Source organism: Cognatundibacterium rivi, from assembly GCF_018139565.1.
Classification (GTDB): Bacteria; Pseudomonadota; Gammaproteobacteria; order Burkholderiales; family Burkholderiaceae_D; genus Undibacterium; species Undibacterium rivi.
Genome location: NZ_JAGSPK010000001.1, coordinates 598,046 through 618,329 on the forward strand (window position 1 = coordinate 598,046; position 20,284 = coordinate 618,329).

Consider the following 20,284-nt stretch of genomic DNA (forward strand, 5'->3'; position numbering starts at 1 on the left):
TTGCAATGCAAAAAGAATTTTCTGGTAATTTGTATGGGTAGTACGTCGAAAAGCAAATATTCAAATTCATACAAATAATCTGGAGACCGACATGTCATACAAAATGAAAGCTGTTATTGCATCTGCACTCGTAAGCTGGTCCGTGGCAGGTATTGCTGCCGAACCAATCAAGATCGGCGTTTCCGGCCCGCTGACCGGCGGCTCTGCACCGATGGGTGTTTCGATGCGCGACGGCGTCAAAATTGCTGTTGCTGAAATCAATGCTAAAGGCGGCGTACTTGGTCGTCAGTTCCAACTTGTTGAACGCGATGATGAAGCAAAAAATGAGCGCGGCGTTCAAGTCGCTCAAGAGCTGATCAATAAAGAAAAAGTGGTGGCTACCGTTGGCTACGCAAACACTGGCGTGGCTCTGGCTTCACAGCGCTTCTATCAGGAAGCCAAAATTCCGGTCATGAATAACATCGCTACCGGTACTGCAATCACCAAGCAGTTCGTTGCACCAGAACACAAAGATAACTACATCTTCCGTATTGCCGCCAGCGATACGATTCAATCCGCAATGATCGTCGAAGAAGCGATCAGCAAGCGTAAATTTACCAAAGTGGCGATTCTCGCTGACTCCACCAATTACGGACAATTGGGCCGTGAAGATTTGGAAAAAGCGCTGACAGCAAAAGGCATCAAGCCGGTTGCCGTTGAAAAATTCAACATCAAAGATGTGGATATGACAGCGCAATTGCTGAAAGCCAAGCAAGGCGGCGCCCAAGCAATTCTGACTTATGGTATTGGCCCAGAATTGGCGCAGATCGCGAATGGTATGGAAAAGCTTGGCTGGAAAGTGCCGATGATCGGCAGCTGGACATTATCGATGGGTAACTTCCTTGATAACGCTGGCAAAAATGGCGATGGCGCACGCATGCCACAGACCTTCATTCAAGATGCGACAACACCGAAACGCAAGTCCTTCATTGACGCCTACCAAAAGGCTTACAAGGTTGACCGTATTCCTTCTCCGGTCTCTGCTGCACAAGGCTATGACTCTGTCTATGTGCTTGCTGCTGCGATCAAACAGGCCGGTACTACTGACGGTGTGAAAGTTCGTGAAGCACTCGAAAATCTGACTGAAAAAGTAGAGGGCGTGGTGACGACTTACAGCAAACCATTTACCCACGACGATCACGAAGCGATCAAAACTGGTATTCCAGTGATGGGCGAAGCCAAAGGCGGTCACATCGTTCTGGCTAAATAAAACATCATTTTTTAGCTGTCATCAGAGTCAGGTCTGCGGCAATTTAAGCAAGATCTGACTCGTTTCTCTGTACTGCATCATCAAGACCACATCGCTTGCATAGACTGGCCCGGCCATGTCTGCGGCTGTTATGTGCGTCTTGTGTCGTGCTCTCCATTAGGTAAATGAAAATGGAAATTTTATTACAGTTAGTGTTCAGTGGTATCGCTCTTGGCATGATCTACGCGGTCATTGCATTTGGATATCAACTGACCTTCGCTACTTCCGGCACGCTGAATTTCGGTCAGGGTGAATCATTGATGCTGGGTGCGCTGGTTGGCCTGAGTGTGGTCGGTAATATTCATGGCGGCCCTTACATGAATTACTGGCTGATGATTCCTATCGTCATCGTCTTCGGTGGCTTACAGGGGATGTTCGTTGAATGGATAGGTGTCCGTCCGGCGATCAAAATCAAGTCTGAGTTTGGCTGGATTATGTCCACGATTGCGCTCGCGATTATTTTTAAAAACGTCGCAGAAAATATCTGGGGTAAAGACGATCTGACTTTCCCTTCACCATTGTCCGCAGCACCGTTTCAAATTTTTGGCGCGAATGTGCAGGCAATGCAAATCGTCGTTGTCGTTGGCGCGCTGGCGATCATGCTGGCGGTGGAATTATTCAATCGTAAATCGATCTACGGTAAAGCCGTGGTCGCAACGTCGAACGACCGTGATGCAGCAGGTCTGATGGGCATTAATACCAGCCTCGTGATCACTTTTTCGTATGCCTTATCGTCGGCTACAGCGGCGTTTGCAGGCGTACTGGTGGCTCCGCTGACACTGACTGGTGCAACGATGGGTTCTGCACTGGGTCTGAAGGCATTTGCGGTGGCGATTATCGGTGGCCTGACTTCCGGTGTCGGCGCGATTGTCGGTGGCCTGATTTTAGGTGTGGCCGAAACGCTTACCGGTTTTTATATCTCGACAGGTTACAAAGAAGTACCTGGCCTGGTATTGCTGTTGCTGGTTCTGGCATTTAAACCTGCTGGTCTGTTCGGCAAAGCAGCAATCAAAAAGGTGTAAGGAATAAACATGAACAAGAAAACCTTAGCTTTTTCCATACTCGGCATTGTTGCGCTGATTCTGTTTCCGACCGTTGTACACAATCCTTACTACATACATCTCGCCGAAACGATTTTAATTTATGCGATTTTATTGTTTGGTCTGGACATTGTTGTCGGTTATACCGGCCAGGTATCGTTAGGACATGCAGGTCTGTTCGGCATAGGGTCGTACACCACAGGTGTGCTGTACTTCAAACTCGGTCTGCCTATTCTGGTGGCGCTCCCCGCCAGTATCGGTGTGACTGCTATTTTTGGTGCCTTGCTGGCCTTGCCAGCGTTGCGCGTTACCGGTCCTTATCTGGCGATGGTGACACTGGCATTCGGTACCATCATTCAGATTCTGATCAACGAAATGACATTCCTGACCGAAGGCCCGATGGGGCTCAAAGTCGCGAAGCCAATTTTGTTTGGTCAGAAGCTCGGAGAGGTCGGCTATTTTTATCTGGTCGCCGGCATGATGGTATTGGCACTGATCGTGGTACATCGCATTTTGCGTTCGCATCTCGGCCGCGCTTTTCAGGCTTTGCGTGATAGTCCGATCGCGTCGGATTGCATGGGCGTTTCCGTTTATCGTTATAAAGTGTATGCGTTCGTGATCAGTGCTGCACTGGCTGGTCTGGCAGGTAGCTTGTATGCGTATTCCGAAGAATACATTTCACCGAATACGTATAACTTTGAACTGACCATCATGTTCCTGCTCGCAGTGATCATGGGCGGCCGTAAATCACGTATCGGTTCTTTGCTGGGCGCTTTCATTGTGGTGATGCTGCCATCGTTGCTGGCGGATATTGAACTGTTCCGCAAGATCGCGACCGTTGCTGCTGTGATCGGTCTTGCCGGTGCGGCCTTTACTATCGCTAAAGGACGTAAAACGGCGAAAGAACTGCTGGTGCCGGTGGCAGCGGTGGTCGGTATGGCGATCTTCTCGTACAAACTGGAAAATATTACCGACTGGCGTTTGACAGTGTTCGGTCTGATGACGCTGTTCGTCGTGTATTACCTGCAGGATGGCATCGTCGGTTTCGTCAATTCTCTGCTCGGAAAAGGCCCACGCCACTTACTGGCAAAAGCCGGTGAGTTGAGTGGCGGTGAAGATCTGGCGATTGTCAAAGCGAACGGCGAACGTGTCGGCGTGTTGTTGAGCGCACGTCAGTTGCTGATGCAATTTGGCGGTCTGAAAGCCTTGAATCAGGTCGATCTGCAAATCGCCAAAGGTACGGTACATGGCCTGATCGGACCGAATGGTTCCGGGAAGAGCACCATGATGAACGTGCTGACCGGTATCTATAAACCGACCGATGGCGTCGTCGAGTTCAGTGGCAAAGTCATTTCCGGCACGACACCTTCAGAAATCGCGCTGGGCGGCGTGGCGCGGACTTTCCAGAACGTGCAATTGTTCGGCGAAATGACGGCAACAGAAAACGTGCTGGTCGGCTTGCACAATACCTTCCGCAGCAATGTGTTCGATGTGATGATACACAGCCCGCGTTATCTGCGTGAAGAGCGCGCAGCGCGTGCACGCGCAGCAAGTATTCTCAACTTTGTCGGCCTCGCTGATCTGGCAAACGAAGAAGCGCGGAATCTGCCTTACGGCAAACAACGCCTGCTGGAAATCGGTCGCGCACTGGGTCTGAATCCACAGTTGCTGTTACTCGATGAACCTGCGGCTGGCCTCACCGCACCGGACATCAAAGACCTGATCGCGATCATTCGTAAAATCCGCGAGCACGATATCACCATCATTCTGATTGAACATCACATGGACGTCGTGATGTCGATTTGCGATACCGTGACTGTGCTCGATTTTGGTCAGAAAATTTCTGAAGGCAAGCCAGCCGAAGTGCAGGCAGACCCGAAAGTAATCGAAGCGTATCTCGGTGGCAGCGTCAGTGAAGACCTGGGGACATCTGCCCCATCGACCGCCACCGCCTGAGGAGATCAGTATGTTAAGTATTTCAAATTTACACGCGGCGTATGGCAAGGTGGAAGTCTTGCATGGTATTTCGCTGGACGTGCCTAAGGGCAAAGTAGTGACGCTGATCGGCTCGAATGGCGCTGGTAAAACGACGACCATGCGCGCGATTTCCGGCATGCTGAAACCGAAACAAGGTACAGTCACTTTGCATGGTAAAGACGTGACTGGCTTGGATTCGCATAAAATCGCACGCGCTGGTCTTGCCCATTCACCCGAAGGTCGCCGTGTGTTTGCGACGATGTCGGTGACGGATAATTTATTGCTGGGCGCATTTCCACGTTTCACACGTTCGCGACCGCGTGGCGATATCGAAAGCGATCTGCAACAGGCGATGGAATTATTCCCGCGCCTGCGTGAACGCCGCCATCAACTGGCCGGTACTTTATCCGGCGGTGAACAGCAAATGCTGGCAATGGCGCGCGCCGTTATGCTGAATCCGGAAGTGATATTGCTGGACGAGCCATCGATGGGGTTGGCGCCGATTCTGGTCGATGAAGTGTTCCGCATCATCCAGCGACTCAAGCAGGAAGGGCGCACCATGTTGCTGGTCGAGCAGTTTGCGGCAGCCGCACTCGCGGTTGCTGACTACGGCTATGTATTAGAAAACGGTCGCATCTCGGTGCACGGTCCAGCCGATAAATTGCAAAACGATCCGGCGGTGAAGGCCGCGTATCTGGGTGGTGGCTCACATCATTAATCATTAAATGATGTAAGTCAGAAATGAGTCAGAAACGAAATTGAAAGAGGGGGAGTTCATATACTCCCCCTCTTTTTTTATTAAAACTGCCTATTGTCTGCAGAAAATAAGGGAGGTTTACATATACTGGGGGGAGTATATTTGACGCTCAGAATGTGCTGATACTTCGTTGCAGAATGTGTGGTGATCTGATGTGGATGTACGGATACTGCATCAATACAGCTGCATTGTTTAAACGGCGTTCTATGAAAAAGCGCATATCACTTTTTAGCGTGATATGCGCTGCTGTGCGGATGCCGGAAACTATCTGCTGGCAAATGTGTCAGTGGCTGTGGATAGAAACCAGCGCGATATTATCCTTGCAAATGTCGTAGCGGATGCGCGTATGCTGGCCACACTTCGGCAAAGAATTGAGCAACCTGTTCCTGACTCACATCGCGCAGATGCGCAGGTGACCATCGCGGCGTATTGTCTTTATCAACCACCAGGGCGCGCACGCCTTCCAGCACTTCTCCGTGCTTGAAACAATGACGCACCATGTTGCGTTCCATGCGCAGACAGTCCGCCACATTCTGACCTGCGCCGCGCCGCAGTTGTTCAAGAGTGACGCACATCAGTAAAGGTGAACGTTTCCCCATCGTCGCCAGCGCCTGCTGGGTAAAGGCATCGCTGTTGTTGCTTAATTTTTCTGCGATGGCAGGCACATTATTCCCGCTGAAAAGCTGATCGATCAGTGGTCGTTGCGCAGCCAGTTTGCTGTTGGCAGGGGTGGCCTGCGATGCGAATGGCGCAGCAAATTCACGTATCGCCAACCGTATATCTGCCGCTTCGGTATTCTCCAGCATGGCCAGTAATGCTGGCAGTTCAGATGTTGGGATATAGACGTCAGCGAGGCCTGCATATAAGGCATCTGCAGCGGCGATGATGTCGCCAGTCAGACCGAGATAAGTACCGATTTCACCCGGGGTGCGTGACAGGAAATAACTACCGCCGACATCAGGAAATAAACCGATGTTCACTTCCGGCATCGCCATTTTGGTACGTTCGGTAACGATACGCAGACGACAATCTGGACCTGCTTGCGCAATGCCCATACCGCCACCCATCACCACACCATTCATTAATGCGATGTAGGGTTTGGGGTAAAAATGTATCAAATGATTTAACGCATATTCTTCGGTAAAAAAATCTTCAAGCAGGGCGCTGTCACCGCTTGGTGTGGCTGTGCCGACATCATAAAAAAAACGGATGTCGCCACCGGCACAAAATGCTTTTTCGCTGCTGCTGTGTATGAAGACGGCACGAATGGCCGCATCGTCGCGCCACGCCAATAACGTGGCGGTGAGTGCGCGCACCATCTCCAGCGACAGAGAGTTCAATGCTTTCGGGCGGTCGAGAGTGATGTAGCCGATCTGATTTTTAACGGAAGTGATTACGTATTCGCTCATGTAGATACCATTAACATAGTCGTGACAGGGCATTCATTTTATTCCTGTTTGCGCATCGTCAGTACGACAAAAATAACAAAAAAAAGATAACAAAAAAGGACGCTGTTGCGTCCTTGTTTTGGAGTCCCGTTCAGCGCGGGAGGGGGCGATTATGCCGATGCAGGATCAGGGATATGTTTGATCGCATCGCGATCGTGACCCTGGACTTTATCTTTATGTTTTATCACCTGACGATCCAGTTTATCAATCAGTGTGTCAATGGCTGCGTACAAATCATGCGCCAGACTTTCAACATGAATATCCTTACCACTGATATGCAGGTCAATGTCGGCTTTGTGCCGTTTCTCTTTTTCGCTCAGTTTGTCGACGGTCAGCGTGACGGTAATGTCAATGACCTGATCAAAGTGGCGCCGGATGCGTTCCAGCTTGGTATGTACATATTCACGAATGGCAGGAGTGACTTCGACGTGATGTCCACTGATGGTGAGATTCATACTGTGCTCCTATAGTGATATTACTTGCTATTAACAATAAGCTCATTTGGTTTCTACTGCGTTGAGCTAAATCATATATAGCAATTCAAACCGTGATTACAAGGACTGCTTACAAAGATTTACGCAAACTCACTGGTGGAATTTTCAGGGCTTCACGGTATTTGGCAACGGTCCGTCGGGCTATTACCATGCCCTGTTCGCCCAGCATGTCTGCAATTTTGCTATCAGAGAGTGGGCTTTTCTGGTCTTCTGCTCCTATCAACTGCTTGATGAGTGCACGTATCGCGGTGGAAGATGCTTCACCCCCTGTTTCCGTCGCGACATGGCTGCCGAAAAAATATTTCAACTCAAACATACCATGCGGGGTCAGCATGTATTTCTGGGTCGTCACACGAGAAATAGTGCTCTCGTGTAGACCTAGTGTATCAGCTATTTCGCGCAAAACAAGGGGGCGCATCGCGACTGCACCATGCGTAAAAAAGTTACGTTGTCTTTCAACTATCGCTTGCGATACACGCAAAATAGTATCGAAACGCTGACGCATATTTTTGATCAGCCAGCGTGCTTCCTGTAACTGCGTTCCCAGTCCTGCTTCGCCACGGTTTTGCCGCATGATATTGGCGTACATACTACTGACGCGCAGTTTCGGCATCACATCCTGATTCAGTAAAACCTGCCAGCCATTACCACTTTTTTTGACGATCACATCAGGCACTGCATAGTCCGAACTGCTGGTGGCAAATGTGATGCCGGGACGTGGTTCACACTGTCGTATGACTGCTTGTGCCTCACGTAAATCTTCGTCATCGCAGTTGAATATTTTTTTTAATTTAGTGAAGTCTCGCTGTGCAAATAAAGTCAGCTGAGTCTCCACCACGGACAGTGCAAGACGACGTGTGACAAAAGGAATTTTTGGCAGACGCCTGATCTGTAGCGCCAGACATTCTGATAAATTTCTGGCACCGACGCCGGGCGGATCGAAACTCTGCAGCATCTTCAGCGCAAACGATAATTCATCTTCTTCAATCAACAACTCTATCGGCAGACCAGCATGAATTTCTTCCAGACTTTCTGTCAGATAGCCGTTGTCATCCAGTGTGTCGATGATCAGTTCCAGCAACGCACGATCACGCGGTTCCCTGAGCGTCAGACGCATCTGTTCGAGCAAGTATTCGCGTAAGCTGATGTGCGCCGCTTCCAGTTGAGGACGTCCCTCATCTTCGTCGCTGTTAGATGCACCGGAAGGCGCGTCGTTAAAACTCCATTCTTCCTCGTTAGCGCTGACGCTGTCGTTGACCGGCACATCGGCGTCGGCTGTCGCTTCTTGCGGCGTATTGTTGTCAGCCTGAGCGGCGCTTTCCATGCCTGCATCCGGTGTCGTACTTGTGTTGTTGATCGCACCGTCGGCCAGTAAGCGAACCGCATTGTCCATAGGATCGTCGACACGCTCCAGCATAGGATTTTCTATCAGCAGTGTTTCCAGCTCCTGATGCAGTTCCAGCGTTGACAGTTGCAACAGCCGTATTGATTGCTGCAGTTGAGGTGTCAGTGCAAGATGCTGTGAAGTACGTAGTTGCAGGCTTTGTTTCATAATGCGTCCCGTTACATCCGGAAATGTTCTCCGAGATAGACGCGTCGCACGGACTCATTCTGAATGATATCGTCGGGTTTGCCGCTGGCTAATACCGAGCCTTGATTGATGATGTAGGCGTGGTCGCAAATGCCCAGTGTCTCGCGCACATTATGATCTGTGATTAACACGCCGATGCCGCGTTCTTTGAGGAAGCGGACAATCCGTTGAATCTCAATGACGGCGATAGGATCAACACCGGCAAAAGGTTCGTCGAGCAGAACAAAACGCGGGTTCGTCGCGAGTGCGCGCGCAATCTCAACCCGGCGTCGTTCACCGCCCGATAAAGCAAGCGCCTGACTGTCGCGGATTTTTTCTATCTGCAGATCAGTCAGTAAACTATCCAGACGTTGCCGGATTTTTTTCTCAGACAAAAATTTTCCTTCTTTGTCCCTTTGCAGTTCGAGCACGGCGCGGATATTTTCTTCCACCGTCAACTTGCGAAACACCGACGCTTCCTGCGGCAGATACGACAGACCGAGTACGGCGCGCTGATGTATCGGTAAATCAGAAACGTTCGTATCGTCGATATTGATTTCACCGGAATCCGAAGGCACGAGTCCGACGATCATGTAAAAAGAGGTGGTTTTACCTGCACCGTTCGGCCCTAACAAGCCGACGACTTCACCGCTTCTCACCAACAGAGAGACATCACGCACCACTTGTCGCGCGCCATAGCGTTTTTGCAGACCTTTGACGGTCAGCGTACTGTCTTTTGATGCCATCTTAATTTGCCTGTTTTTCAGTTCTTGGTTGTATCGTGGTTTTGATGCGACCACCACCTGAAACTGACTGACCTGAGCTGGAATTGACGCCAACAAAGACATCGTTTTTACTGTCGTAAGAGAGGAATTCACCTTCTTGCTGCTGAGTGACTTTGCTGCCATCAAGATAGCGTATCTGCGCTTTTGACAGAAATTTTACAAACTCAGTTTTTTCATCGTATTCGGCTTTTTCTGATTCGCCTTCGACCCACAGATCCGGACCGCCATCGCGTTTTTGGCGAAAACTGATTTTGGCACCGGGTTTGGCAGTCAGCACCACGTGCTGGAATTCATCCGCACTTTTTGTCACGACGGCTTTTTCTGCTTTGACTTTCAGCGTACCGCGTACTACCACGACATCGCCTGAAAATGTACTGACATTGGTTTTACCATTATTTAAAAACTGATCTGCTTCTATCGTCATTTCTTTGAGACTGTCTGCTTTTTCAGCATGAACGCCGGACGCTGACAGCAAAGTCACAAGGGCTAACGTCCATGAGTTCAGTACCAGATAAACTGATTTTTTTTCGGGGCGCATGTTTTACTCTCTGACTTGTTGATGTTGATGAAGTGAATAAATATCTTTGTGCATGTCTTTATTTATGTTTTGACAGGCGCGCATGTACTTTACTGAGCAGGCGTAATTCCTGATTCGTATTGTTAGCCATCATGCCGGTGGCAAGGGTTTCGCCATTATCCGTAATCAGCTTAATGCGTTGATCGGTCTTCACGATGTCGGCATCGGGCAGTAATTGCAGATATTCAGTTTCCACCCGCATGAAACTGGAATTGATGCCCTGCGGTCTTTCGACTGTGACCTGATCATAAAGATGCACCACGTCTTCTGTACGTTTGGGTGTCAGCACCTCAGATTTCTGTTCCACAACCGCGCGTCCGGCATTGATCGTAATCGGTGTGCGCTGCGCATCAAAACTGCTGATGCGCGGCTCTTTGATGTCGTATTGATCTGTGCGCGGTAAATGAATCAGATTTTTTCCGGTGACATGATAATTCGCTTTACCGTTATTCGAGAGTTTGATGAAATTGAAATTCTCTACGTAATAATCCGGTTCCAGACGTGCCGATGCCCGGTTGTAGTCATCAGCACCCTGACGACGCACCGTGTCATACAGCCAGAAACTGCCAAGTGCAACGACGCCGACAGCAGCGATCGCCATCCAGATGCGTGCACGGTCGATAGTGATTTGTGCCTTCATGCGAGGTATTCTGCCAGAACGCTGTCGTACTTGTTTTGCGCACGTAAAATGAAGTCGCAGACTTCCCGCGCCGCGCCTTTGCCGCCGCTGGCGGTCGTCACATGATGCACGCGCTGGCGGACTTCGGCGTGTCCGTTTGGAACGCTGGCCGCGAAACCGACGCGGGTCAGAACCGGCAGATCGATCACGTCGTCACCGATGAAGCCGCATTCGTCTGCGGGTATGCTGAGCTCATTCAACAACTGCAGAAACGCCGTCTTTTTATCATGGATGCCCTGACGTACATGGGTGATACCGAGGTCAGCGGCACGCCGCGCAACGATCGGTGATTGCCGGGCGCTGATGATGGCGGTGGCGATGCCTGCATTTTGTAGCAGGCGTATGCCTTGCCCATCGAGCACATTGAATGTTTTCAGTGCTTCTCCGTCTGCACCGAAGTGTAGGCTGCCATCGGTCAGAATGCCGTCGACATCAAAGATCATCAGTCTGATTTTTGCGGCTCTTGTGCTTGCGTCGGACATTAAATCACCTTGGCGCGGGTCAGATCGTGAATATGCAGGGCGCCGACTAATCTGTCATGCTCATCCGTCACCAGCAATTGGTTGATGCGATAAGTTTCCATGATGTCGACGGCTTCGACAGCCAATTGATCGGCGCGTATGCTGCGTGGATTTTTGTGCATCACGTCAGCAATCTGAATTTGCGTGAAATCGCGCACATCTTCCATCAGGCGGCGTAAATCACCATCGGTGAAAACGCCGATAATTTTTCGTTCGGCATCAATGACTGCCGTCATCGCCATGCCTTTTTTGGTTATTTCCAGCAATGCCGTGGTCAGCCGGGTTTCGGGTGTTACACATGGCACCGCGTCACCGGTGCGCATCACATCTTTGACATAGGTCAGCAAACGGCGTCCCAGCGCGCCACCCGGGTGGGAACGTGCGAAATCTTCTTCGCGAAAGCCGCGCGCATCCAATACTGCGACGGCCAGCGCATCGCCTAAAGCGAGCGTCACCGTGGTGCTTGCTGTCGGCGCCAGATTCAGCGGGCAGGCTTCTTTATCGACGTGCAGATTCAGATGTACATCGGCCAGTTTCGCCAGACTCGATTGCGGATTGCCTGTCAGTGAAATCAGTTTGACGCCAAGGCGCTTGATGATAGGCAAAATAGAGATTAATTCCGCCGCCTCACCAGAATAGGAAATCGCGATGAACACATCATGTTTGGTCACCATGCCCAGATCACCGTGCGCCGCTTCTGCCGGGTGGATAAAAAACGACGGTGTGCCGGTGGAGGCGAAGGTGGCTGAAATCTTGCGGGCGATATGGCCGGATTTACCGATGCCGGAAACGACCACACGACCGTTGCATGAAAGCAGCATCTTTACTGCAACGGCAAAACTCGCAGCGTCTTCAGAATTAAGCCTGTTTTGTAAGGCAATCAGCGCGTCTGCTTCGATTTGCAGGGTCGTGGATGCCAGTTGCACCGCGCGTTGCGCGGCGATCGAGGACGCATCGTCTGCAGTCGTCTCGTTAAATGGGGTTGCGTTCAGATCATTCATGCCTGAAGTATAAACGAAATCCTATAAGCAAAAACTCTGCCAGACGTAACGAAATGCATATTCAGTCGATATTGTTAACGATATATGACGGAAGCATAGGCATAAATCGGCAATAATGTCCTTTATGAACGCCCTTGATACTACTCTGTCTCTGTTAGCTGCCGCGGTTCTCGGGGTTGTTGTTTTTCGTCTGTGGCAATTGCCGCCGATTCTGGGTTATCTCGTGGTCGGCGTGCTGATCGGTCCGTTTGGCCTCGGGTTTGCCGATGACGGCGCAGTCACGCACGAACTTGCCGAGTTTGGCGTGGTGTTCCTGATGTTTTCCATCGGGCTGGAATTCTCTTTACCCAAGCTGATGACGATGCGCAAGGCGGTATTTGGCTTAGGGATGGCACAGGTATTCGTGACGATCGCGGTCAGTCTGGTGGCGGCACGCTTAGCAAGTATCTGGTTGCCGCAGTATTTTCAGATCGGCTGGGAAGCCGCTTTTGCGCTGGGTGGTGCGCTGGCAATGTCGTCGACGGCCATTGTCTCCAAAATGCTGACCGAACGGCTGGAGTTAGAAAGCCTGCATGGGCGGCAGATTATCAGCATCTTGTTGTTTCAGGATCTGGCGGTGGTGCCGCTGCTGATCCTGATTCCAGCGCTGGCTTCACATTCTTCTGATCTGCTGCAAAACCTCGCCTGGGCCAGCGCGAAGGCAATTCTGGTCTTGATTTTATTGCTGGTCGTCGGACAAAAAGTGATACGCGCCTGGTTTCGTGTCGTGGTGAAACAGCGTTCGCAAGAGTTATTCATGCTCAATCTTCTGCTGATTACGCTGGGGGCGGCATGGCTGACTGACAAAGCTGGCCTCTCAATGGCACTGGGGGCATTTGTGGCGGGTATGCTGATTTCAGAGACCGAATACCGCTTGCAGGTGGAGGAGGATATCAAGCCTTTCCGCGACGTGTTGCTGGGGCTGTTTTTTATCACTGTTGGCATGCTGCTGAATTGGCGACTGGTAGTGGAGCATCTGTGGTTAGTGTTGTTGCTATTTATCTTGCCGATGGTTGTCAAGCTTCTGCTGATTGCCGGTCTGGCAAAATTGTTCGGCAACTCGACCAGTATTTCTTTACGCACCGGGCTGGCGCTGGCGCAGGCGGGTGAGTTTGGTTTTGTTTTATTAAACCAGGCCGGTGATCTGCATCTGATACCAGCGCAATTGTTGCAGGTAATACTGGCGGCCATGGTGTTATCTATGCTGGTATCGCCGTTTATTCTGGCGAAATCGGATGCGATCGTGATGAAGTTTTCCGCCAACGAATGGATGATGCAATCTTTAGCGTTGACACAGATTGCAGCCCGTACGATGAATGCGAAAAAGCACGTGATTATCGCGGGTTTCGGACGTAGCGGGCAAAGTCTGGCGCGTTTATTGGAGGAAGAAGGCATCAGCTATCACGCGCTGGATCTGGATCCGGATCGTGTGCAGGAAGCGCAGATGGCGGGCGCAAATGTTTCGTATGGCGATGCGGCGCGCCGTGAGAGCCTGACGGCAGCTGGCATCAATCGCGCGGCCGCATTGGTCGTCACGTATACCAGCACGGCCTCGGCATTAAAAATTCTGCACTTCGTGAATGAGCTTAATCCTTCCTTGCCGGTGATCGTACGCAGCCATGATGACACTGATTTGGATAAACTCAGAGCCGCCGGTGCCACCGAGGTGGTACCTGAACTAATGGAAGGCAGTCTGATGCTGGCATCGCATGCGCTGGTGATACTCGGCGTGCCGCTGCGCCGTGTTGTGCATCGGGTGCAGGCGGCGCGCGATGAGCGTTATGAATCGTTGCGGGGGTTTTTCCGTGGCGCCAGTGATGCGTCCGATAGCCCGGAAGCGATGCAGATCCGTTTGCATACGATAGTCCTGAACGAGCGCGCGACGGCAGCAGGAAAGTCGCTGCAAGAGATGCACCTGACGGAAACGGGGGCGGATGTGCATGTGGTGCGTCGTGGTCGGCAGCGTATAGAGCACGCCGAAGCAATGATTTTGCAGGCAGGCGATGTGATTGTCGTGCGCGGAACATCAGAAGCAGTCGCAAGAGCAGAGCAGCGGCTGCTAAAATAGCGGGTTATTTTAAAAATTGAAGGTCATCCGGCGATGATAAATCCATCCGAGTACATTAAAGAACATATCCGCACCGTGCCAAACTGGCCGCAAGAAGGCGTGATGTTCCGCGACATCACCCCTTTGTTGCAAAATCCTAAGGTGTTTCGCGTTTTAATCGACATGTTTGTGCATCGCTACATGGATCAGAAGATTGATGTGATCGCCGGTCTGGATGCGCGCGGCTTCATCATCGGTTCGGTGCTGGCGTATGAATTGAATCTGGGTTTCGTACCGATTCGTAAAAAAGGTAAATTGCCGTTTCACACTGTGTCGGAAGAATATGAGCTGGAATACGGCAGCGCAACCGTTGAGCTGCACGCTGATGCCTGCAAAAAAGGTGAGCGCGTGGTGCTGATCGACGATCTGATCGCGACTGGCGGCACCATGATGGCAGGTAAAAAATTGCTGGAGCGTCTCGGTGCGATCGTAGTCGAAGGCGCGGTGATCGTTGATCTGCCTGAACTGGGCGGCTCGAAGCTGATTAAAGAAAGTGGCCTGCCGCTGTTTACCGTGTGTAATTTCGACGGACATTAATGCCGACAAATTGATTCGCTGCTGAACGCAGTGCTGAATTGATGACGTGATGACCGCGTTAAAAAATGCATGAAAAGAAGAACAGACTGGTTCTTCTGACCCTGAAAAAAGCTGATACGCTGATTGCGATCAGCTTTTTTTATGCCGAAATTGTGAGGATAAAGTATGCGTGTTTTAGAAGTGCAGGGTGTTACGCTGCCGACGTATGCGGCGCAGTTGAATCTGCTGTTGCAGCAATGTGTTGCTGCCGGTGCCAGCATCGGTTTTATCGCGCCGCTCACTGCTGAAAAAGCGGCGGCTTTCTGGGCTGATGTCCATCAGTCCTTACAGGCTGGCGAACGTCGCATGGCGCTGGCGCTTGATGACGATGGTCGGGTGCTGGGTACCGTGCAGCTTGTGCTGGATATGCCGCAAAACGGGCAGCATCGGGCGGAAATCGCCAAACTGATGGTGACACCGGATGCGCGACGGCGCGGTATTGCGCGCAGCTTAATGCAGTGGGCGGAAGGTGTTTGCCGCGAGGAACAACGCAGTCTGATCGTGCTCGATACCCGAACCGGCGATGCCGCAGAACCTTTGTATTTGTCGCTGGGTTTTCAGCTGGCGGGGACCATTCCCGCTTACGCCATGTCCGATGCGGGAGCGCTCGACAGCACTAGCATTATGTATAAACAATTGTTACGCGGGTAAACGTAAAAAGCGTGTGCAACGGTTTTTTTGCCGACGCCGACGCCAACGCAGCGTTGTTGTGCGTTGCGCCACGTATGCTGACGTGCTTTTTCTCTCAGCGAGCATTTTGACGTCAAAATATACTGGGGGGAGTATGTAAAAACCCCCTTGGTTTTATTGAGAGAATAGCGTGGTTTTTGAATATACTCCCGTAAAAATCAGATTTTGACAGAAATTTTCCGGCATAAAATGGTATCGGCTGGCACTGGGAAAACAGGTATGAGTGGCTGATTTTTCGTTACCGGGTTTCGTCCACTAAACAGTTTTATCCGGGCAAGATGCGCGAGCACAGGTATTGTTCTGAAGTTTTTACATCGCCAAAAAACAGGCTTCTGCGTTATACTTCAGGTCTTCCAAGGAGCGCTGCGACAAGATCTTGCTATCTTGCCAGGCTTGGAATCCACACAACTGCGCTCACGTTACTTTTTTCAATCAGAAAGGAGGGCGTGATGAACGCCACTGTAACTTCCGCACCATCAAATACATCCCAGGATTTTCTCATTGCCGATATCAGTCTTGCTGACTGGGGTCGTAAAGAAATCCAGATCGCTGAAACAGAAATGCCGGGCCTGATGGCGATCCGCGAAGAATTCGCCGCCAGCCAGCCGTTGAAAGGCGCACGCATCACCGGTTCGCTGCACATGACAATTCAGACTGCCGTTCTGATCGAAACTCTGATCGCGCTCGGCGCGCAGGTGCGCTGGGCATCCTGCAATATTTACTCGACACAAGATCACGCAGCGGCAGCGATCGCTGCGGGCGGCACGCCGGTCTTTGCATTCAAAGGCGAAAACCTCGATGAATACTGGGAATTCACACACCGGATTTTTGAATGGACTGACGGTGGTTTTTCCAACATGATTCTGGACGATGGCGGCGACGCGACTTTGCTGCTGCATCTTGGTACCCGTGCAGAGAAAGATATTTCTGTGCTGGCTAATCCTGGCTCTGAAGAAGAAATCTGCCTGTTCAATGCGATCAAATCGCATCTGAAAACAGAACCAGACTGGTATTCCAAACGTCTGGCCGCGATCAAAGGCGTGACCGAAGAAACGACGACAGGCGTGCATCGTCTGTACCAGATGCATAAAGAAGGCAAACTCGCTTTCCCTGCAATCAACGTCAATGATTCCGTAACGAAATCCAAGTTCGATAATCTGTATGGCTGCCGCGAATCGCTGGTGGACGGTATCAAACGTGCGACTGACGTGATGATCGCCGGTAAAGTTGCAGTGATCGTCGGTTATGGTGACGTCGGCAAAGGTTGCGCACAAGCGATGCGTGCATTGTCGGCACAGGTCTGGGTAACGGAGATTGATCCTATCTGCGCATTGCAGGCAGCGATGGAAGGCTTCCGCGTCGTGACGATGGAATACGCCGCAGAACATGGCGATATTTTCGTAACGACAACGGGTAATTACCACGTCATCAATCATGCGCACATGCTGAAGATGAAAGATCAGGCGATCGTTTGCAACATCGGTCACTTCGACAATGAAATTGATGTCGCTTCGCTCAAGCAATACACCTGGGATAACATCAAACCGCAAGTGGATCATGTGATTTTCCCTGACGGCAAACGTATCATTTTGCTGGCAGAAGGTCGCCTGGTGAATCTGGGTTGCGGTACCGGCCATCCTTCGTATGTGATGAGTTCTTCGTTTGCGAATCAGACGATTGCGCAAATTGAACTGTTCCTGAACAACGATCAATACCCGGTTGGTGTGTACACCTTGCCTAAGCATCTGGATGAAAAAGTCGCCCGTCTGCAATTGAAAAAACTCAATGCGCAACTGAGTGAACTGACCGATGAACAAGCTGCCTATATCGGTGTGAAAAAAGAAGGCCCTTACAAGCCTGAACACTACCGTTATTAATCACGACTGACTCCCCGCCTGGCTTTGCCAGCGGGGAGTTTTTCTTGACCATTAAAAAGGAGTCCGTATGCGTCTGCTTGCTATCTGGTTGGTCAATGCGCTTGCTTTGCTCGCCATTCCTTATCTGATGCACTCTGTTGCCATTGATAGTTTCGGCACAGCCCTGCTGGTGGCGCTGGTGCTGGGCTTGGTGAATACCATCCTGCGGCCGGTGTTGCTGGTGCTGACCTTGCCGGTAACGATGCTGACGATGGGCTTGTTTATTTTTGTCATCAACGGCTTGTTGTTCTGGGCTGTGGCGAACGTGGTTGATGGCTTTCATGTCGCAGGATTCTGGGCAGCAGTCGGCGGTGCTTTGTTGTACAGCGTGATTTCCTGGACACTGTCGACTTTACTCTTTCAACAACGATGAAGACGCATAATTTCAGCATAGAATTTTTCCCGCCAAAGACGGCGGAAGGCACTGAGAAATTACGTGCAACCAGAGCAAAACTGGCTGAGTTGCAGCCTAAATATTTTTCCGTGACATTTGGTGCCGGTGGCACGACGCAGCAAGGTACGCTGGATACCGTTCTGGACATTCGCAAAGAAGGCTATGATGCCGCGCCGCATTTGTCTTGTGTCGGCGGCAGCCGTGAATCAATACGCGACATTCTGCAGCAATATCAGGCCAACGATATACGACGGTTGGTGGCGTTGCGTGGTGATTTGCCGAGCGGCTATGGTATGGGGGGCGAATTCCGCCACGCCAGCGATCTGGTCGAATTTATCCGTGCCGAAACCGGTAACTGGTTTCATATCGAAGTGGCGGCTTATCCGGAAATGCATCCGCAGGCGCGTTCACCGCAGGACGATTTACAAAATTTTGTCCGTAAGATGAATGCCGGAGCCAATGCCGCCATCACGCAATATTTTTACAATGCGGACGCTTATTTCCGCTTTGTGGATGAAGCACAGAAGGCCGGTGTGACCGCACCTATCGTGGCTGGCATTATGCCGATTACCAACAGCAGCCAGTTGTTGCGTTTCTCTGAAATGTGCGGTGCCGAGATCCCACGCTGGGTACGCTTGAAGCTGGCGAGTTTTGGTGACGACACAGCGTCGATTAAAGCCTTCGGACTCGACGTGGTGTCATCCATGTGCGAACGTTTGTTGGCGGGCGGCGCGCCCGGGTTGCATTTCTATTCATTGAATCAGGCTGCGGCAACAACGGCCATCTGGCAACGTCTGGTCTGATTGTTCATTTTTTTTAAGCGTGCTGATGCTAATGTCAGCACGCTTTTTTTTGCTTGTGAAAAATAAACAGTTTGTGTCGCCTGAACTCATTCTCCGTTTTTAAGCACAAATTCTTGTCTGTAAGAAAATATTTATTTTGATTCAAGTCAAGAATACAGGTCTTTTTCTGCACTACAATAATTCGTTATATTTAATTTTTCATATTTAAATAACCTTGCCACCGGGAGCAAAATTGGCTATTGAACTTTACAATGACGGCAAACACATCTGCGTGATGTTTAACGATCTGGTGAAAGACGCCGGGGATCATGCCGTTCAGGCCAACCAGTTCCTTGTCGTTTCCGATGGCGAAGGCGCTTTGATTGATCCGTCCGGCCATCTGACATACAACTCGCTGGTACTGGCGATGCACAAATACGTACCGAAGCAGCAGTTGAAGTATATGTTTGCCTCGCATCAGGATCCTGACATTATCGGTTCACTCGACAAGTGGCTTTTCAGTACCGAATGTAATCTGTACGTGTCTAAACTCTGGTCACGTTTTGTGCCGCATTTCTGTAACCTGAACCGTGCTGATGGCCGTATTATCGGTATTCCGGATGAAGGCATGCCCGTGCCTATGCGTGACACCACGATCCACGCAATACCTGCGCATTTTCTGCATGCGGAAGGCAACTTTCAGTTTTACGACTCGAAATCAAAAATCCTGTTTTCCGGTGATATGGGCGCGTCGATGGTGGATGCGAACGATATTGTGAAGCCGATGAGAACCAAAGCGGATTTCCTTGAAGAGCTGCACACCATGAGTGGTTTCCATAAGCGCTATATGGTGTCAAACAAGGTTTGTCGTCTGTGGGCCAACATGGTGCGACAAATGGATATCGAGATGATGGTGCCGCAACATGGTCGTTATTTTGTCGGTAAAGAAGCGATACATGCATTCCTCGACTGGATAGAAAACCTGCAGTGCGGTATCGACCTGTTCACGCAGGAAAATTACCGCTTCCGTGGCTGATCAGCCCGCTTTTGGTGTTTTCACTACCGCATAGTCGAGAGGCAATGCGGTAGTACTCTTAATCACTTCCATCACAAAACTGGAGCTGACATCCTGTAAGTCAGCGACTTTAACCAGTTTCTTGTAGACCAGATCAAAACCTGCCATATCCGGCACGTGGACCTTCAGTAAATAGTCGATGTCGCCGCTCATGCGCAGGATCTCAACGATTTCGCTGATGTCTTTGACGCCTGCAATAAACTTCTGCATCCATTTCTCGTTATGCTGCGCCGCTTTCAGCGCCACCATCACGGTTAAACCGAGATTCAGTTTGCCCGGATCGCATAAAACAACCTGAGCGCGGATGACGCCATCCTCCTGCAGTTTCTGCACCCGCCGCCAGCAAGGCGTGACGGAAAGATGCACTGCCTGAGCCAGGTCTGCCAGAGCAATCGAGGCATCTTTCTGCAAGAAATGCAGTATTTCAAGATCTTTTTTGTCCATAATTTCTATTTGTTAGTAATTTTTTCTAAAAATAGCATATGCGCATGAACAAATGAGTAAAAATTTTCGCGCTATGATTGTTACGATGACGGTTATACCATCGCCTACAGTCACCTGAATGCGA

General features: G+C 50.7%; 20 protein-coding genes and 1 riboswitch. Of the genes, 11 read left to right on the forward strand and 9 right to left on the reverse strand.

What is annotated here, in order from left to right; translation table 11 throughout:
- Positions 1-91: 91 nt before the first annotated feature.
- The 4 genes from KDM87_RS02720 (at position 92) to KDM87_RS02735 (ending at position 5,023) form a co-directional block, all read left to right on the forward strand.
- Positions 92-1,249 carry an ABC transporter substrate-binding protein gene (locus KDM87_RS02720; protein WP_212677637.1) on the forward strand — a complete coding sequence of 386 codons (1,158 nt, stop codon included), beginning with the start codon at positions 92-94 and terminating at the stop codon, positions 1,247-1,249.
- Between the two features lie 170 nt (positions 1,250-1,419).
- Positions 1,420-2,310, forward strand: coding sequence for a branched-chain amino acid ABC transporter permease (locus KDM87_RS02725; RefSeq protein ID WP_186884673.1), 891 nt, complete (start codon positions 1,420-1,422; stop codon positions 2,308-2,310).
- 9 nt (positions 2,311-2,319) lie between these two features.
- Entirely contained in the window at positions 2,320-4,284 is a 1,965-nt protein-coding gene (locus tag KDM87_RS02730; RefSeq protein WP_212677638.1) for a branched-chain amino acid ABC transporter ATP-binding protein/permease, read from the forward strand.
- 10 nt (positions 4,285-4,294) lie between these two features.
- Positions 4,295-5,023: an ABC transporter ATP-binding protein gene (locus KDM87_RS02735; protein ID WP_212677639.1), complete on the forward strand. Its 729-nt coding sequence runs from the start codon at positions 4,295-4,297 to the stop codon at positions 5,021-5,023.
- 353 nt (positions 5,024-5,376) lie between these two features.
- On the opposite strand, the gene KDM87_RS02740 is transcribed toward KDM87_RS02735, so the two are convergent.
- From KDM87_RS02740 to KDM87_RS02775, 8 genes are all read right to left on the reverse strand, one after another.
- Entirely contained in the window at positions 5,377-6,471 is a 1,095-nt protein-coding gene (locus KDM87_RS02740; protein WP_212677640.1) for an enoyl-CoA hydratase/isomerase family protein, read from the reverse strand.
- Between the two features lie 149 nt (positions 6,472-6,620).
- Complete coding sequence (gene hpf, locus KDM87_RS02745; protein ID WP_186884677.1) at positions 6,621-6,965, reverse strand: ribosome hibernation-promoting factor, HPF/YfiA family; 345 nt, start codon at positions 6,963-6,965, stop codon at positions 6,621-6,623.
- Positions 6,966-7,074: 109 nt separating this feature from the next.
- Positions 7,075-8,556 carry an RNA polymerase factor sigma-54 gene (locus KDM87_RS02750; protein ID WP_212677641.1) on the reverse strand — a complete coding sequence of 494 codons (1,482 nt, stop codon included), beginning with the start codon at positions 8,554-8,556 and terminating at the stop codon, positions 7,075-7,077.
- An 11-nt stretch (positions 8,557-8,567) separates the two neighbouring features.
- Positions 8,568-9,320, reverse strand: a complete 753-nt coding sequence (gene lptB, locus KDM87_RS02755) for an LPS export ABC transporter ATP-binding protein (RefSeq protein ID WP_186884679.1) — start codon at positions 9,318-9,320, stop codon at positions 8,568-8,570.
- Position 9,321: 1 nt separating this feature from the next.
- Positions 9,322-9,897: a lipopolysaccharide transport periplasmic protein LptA gene (gene lptA, locus KDM87_RS02760; RefSeq protein ID WP_186884680.1), complete on the reverse strand. Its 576-nt coding sequence runs from the start codon at positions 9,895-9,897 to the stop codon at positions 9,322-9,324.
- A gap of 58 nt (positions 9,898-9,955) precedes the next feature.
- Positions 9,956-10,576: an LPS export ABC transporter periplasmic protein LptC gene (gene lptC, locus KDM87_RS02765; RefSeq protein ID WP_186884681.1), complete on the reverse strand. Its 621-nt coding sequence runs from the start codon at positions 10,574-10,576 to the stop codon at positions 9,956-9,958.
- Positions 10,573-11,097 (reverse strand): KdsC family phosphatase, encoded by a 525-nt coding sequence (locus tag KDM87_RS02770; protein WP_186896313.1) that lies wholly within the window; start codon positions 11,095-11,097, stop codon positions 10,573-10,575. The genes lptC and KDM87_RS02770 overlap by 4 nt, the downstream gene beginning before the upstream one ends.
- Positions 11,097-12,137, reverse strand: coding sequence for a KpsF/GutQ family sugar-phosphate isomerase (locus KDM87_RS02775; protein WP_186896314.1), 1,041 nt, complete (start codon positions 12,135-12,137; stop codon positions 11,097-11,099). The genes KDM87_RS02770 and KDM87_RS02775 overlap by 1 nt, the downstream gene beginning before the upstream one ends.
- Positions 12,138-12,261: 124 nt before the next feature.
- Here KDM87_RS02775 and KDM87_RS02780 point away from each other — a divergent pair, with 124 nt between their 5' ends.
- From KDM87_RS02780 to KDM87_RS02810, 7 genes are all read left to right on the forward strand, one after another.
- Positions 12,262-14,244: a monovalent cation:proton antiporter family protein gene (locus KDM87_RS02780; protein ID WP_408058677.1), complete on the forward strand. Its 1,983-nt coding sequence runs from the start codon at positions 12,262-12,264 to the stop codon at positions 14,242-14,244.
- Between the two features lie 33 nt (positions 14,245-14,277).
- Positions 14,278-14,820 carry an adenine phosphoribosyltransferase gene (locus tag KDM87_RS02785; protein ID WP_186884685.1) on the forward strand — a complete coding sequence of 181 codons (543 nt, stop codon included), beginning with the start codon at positions 14,278-14,280 and terminating at the stop codon, positions 14,818-14,820.
- Between the two features lie 165 nt (positions 14,821-14,985).
- Entirely contained in the window at positions 14,986-15,510 is a 525-nt protein-coding gene (locus KDM87_RS02790) for a GNAT family N-acetyltransferase (protein WP_212677643.1), read from the forward strand.
- A gap of 388 nt (positions 15,511-15,898) precedes the next feature.
- A riboswitch (S-adenosyl-L-homocysteine riboswitch) is annotated at positions 15,899-15,972 on the forward strand.
- 26 nt (positions 15,973-15,998) lie between these two features.
- Positions 15,999-17,426: an adenosylhomocysteinase gene (gene ahcY, locus KDM87_RS02795; RefSeq protein ID WP_212677644.1), complete on the forward strand. Its 1,428-nt coding sequence runs from the start codon at positions 15,999-16,001 to the stop codon at positions 17,424-17,426.
- Positions 17,427-17,493: 67 nt separating this feature from the next.
- Positions 17,494-17,838: a phage holin family protein gene (locus KDM87_RS02800; protein WP_186884688.1), complete on the forward strand. Its 345-nt coding sequence runs from the start codon at positions 17,494-17,496 to the stop codon at positions 17,836-17,838.
- Complete coding sequence (metF, locus tag KDM87_RS02805; protein ID WP_186884689.1) at positions 17,835-18,662, forward strand: methylenetetrahydrofolate reductase [NAD(P)H]; 828 nt, start codon at positions 17,835-17,837, stop codon at positions 18,660-18,662. Before KDM87_RS02800 ends, metF begins: the two co-directional genes overlap by 4 nt.
- Before the next feature lie 232 nt (positions 18,663-18,894).
- On the forward strand, positions 18,895-19,677 hold the full coding sequence (locus KDM87_RS02810) for an oxygen-binding di-iron domain-containing protein (RefSeq protein WP_230407548.1): 783 nt from the start codon (positions 18,895-18,897) through the stop codon (positions 19,675-19,677).
- Here the strand turns inward: KDM87_RS02810 and KDM87_RS02815 are convergent, their stop codons facing one another.
- Positions 19,678-20,160, reverse strand: a complete 483-nt coding sequence (locus KDM87_RS02815; protein WP_212677645.1) for an Lrp/AsnC family transcriptional regulator — start codon at positions 20,158-20,160, stop codon at positions 19,678-19,680. It lies immediately after the preceding gene.
- Positions 20,161-20,284 lie beyond the last annotated feature (124 nt).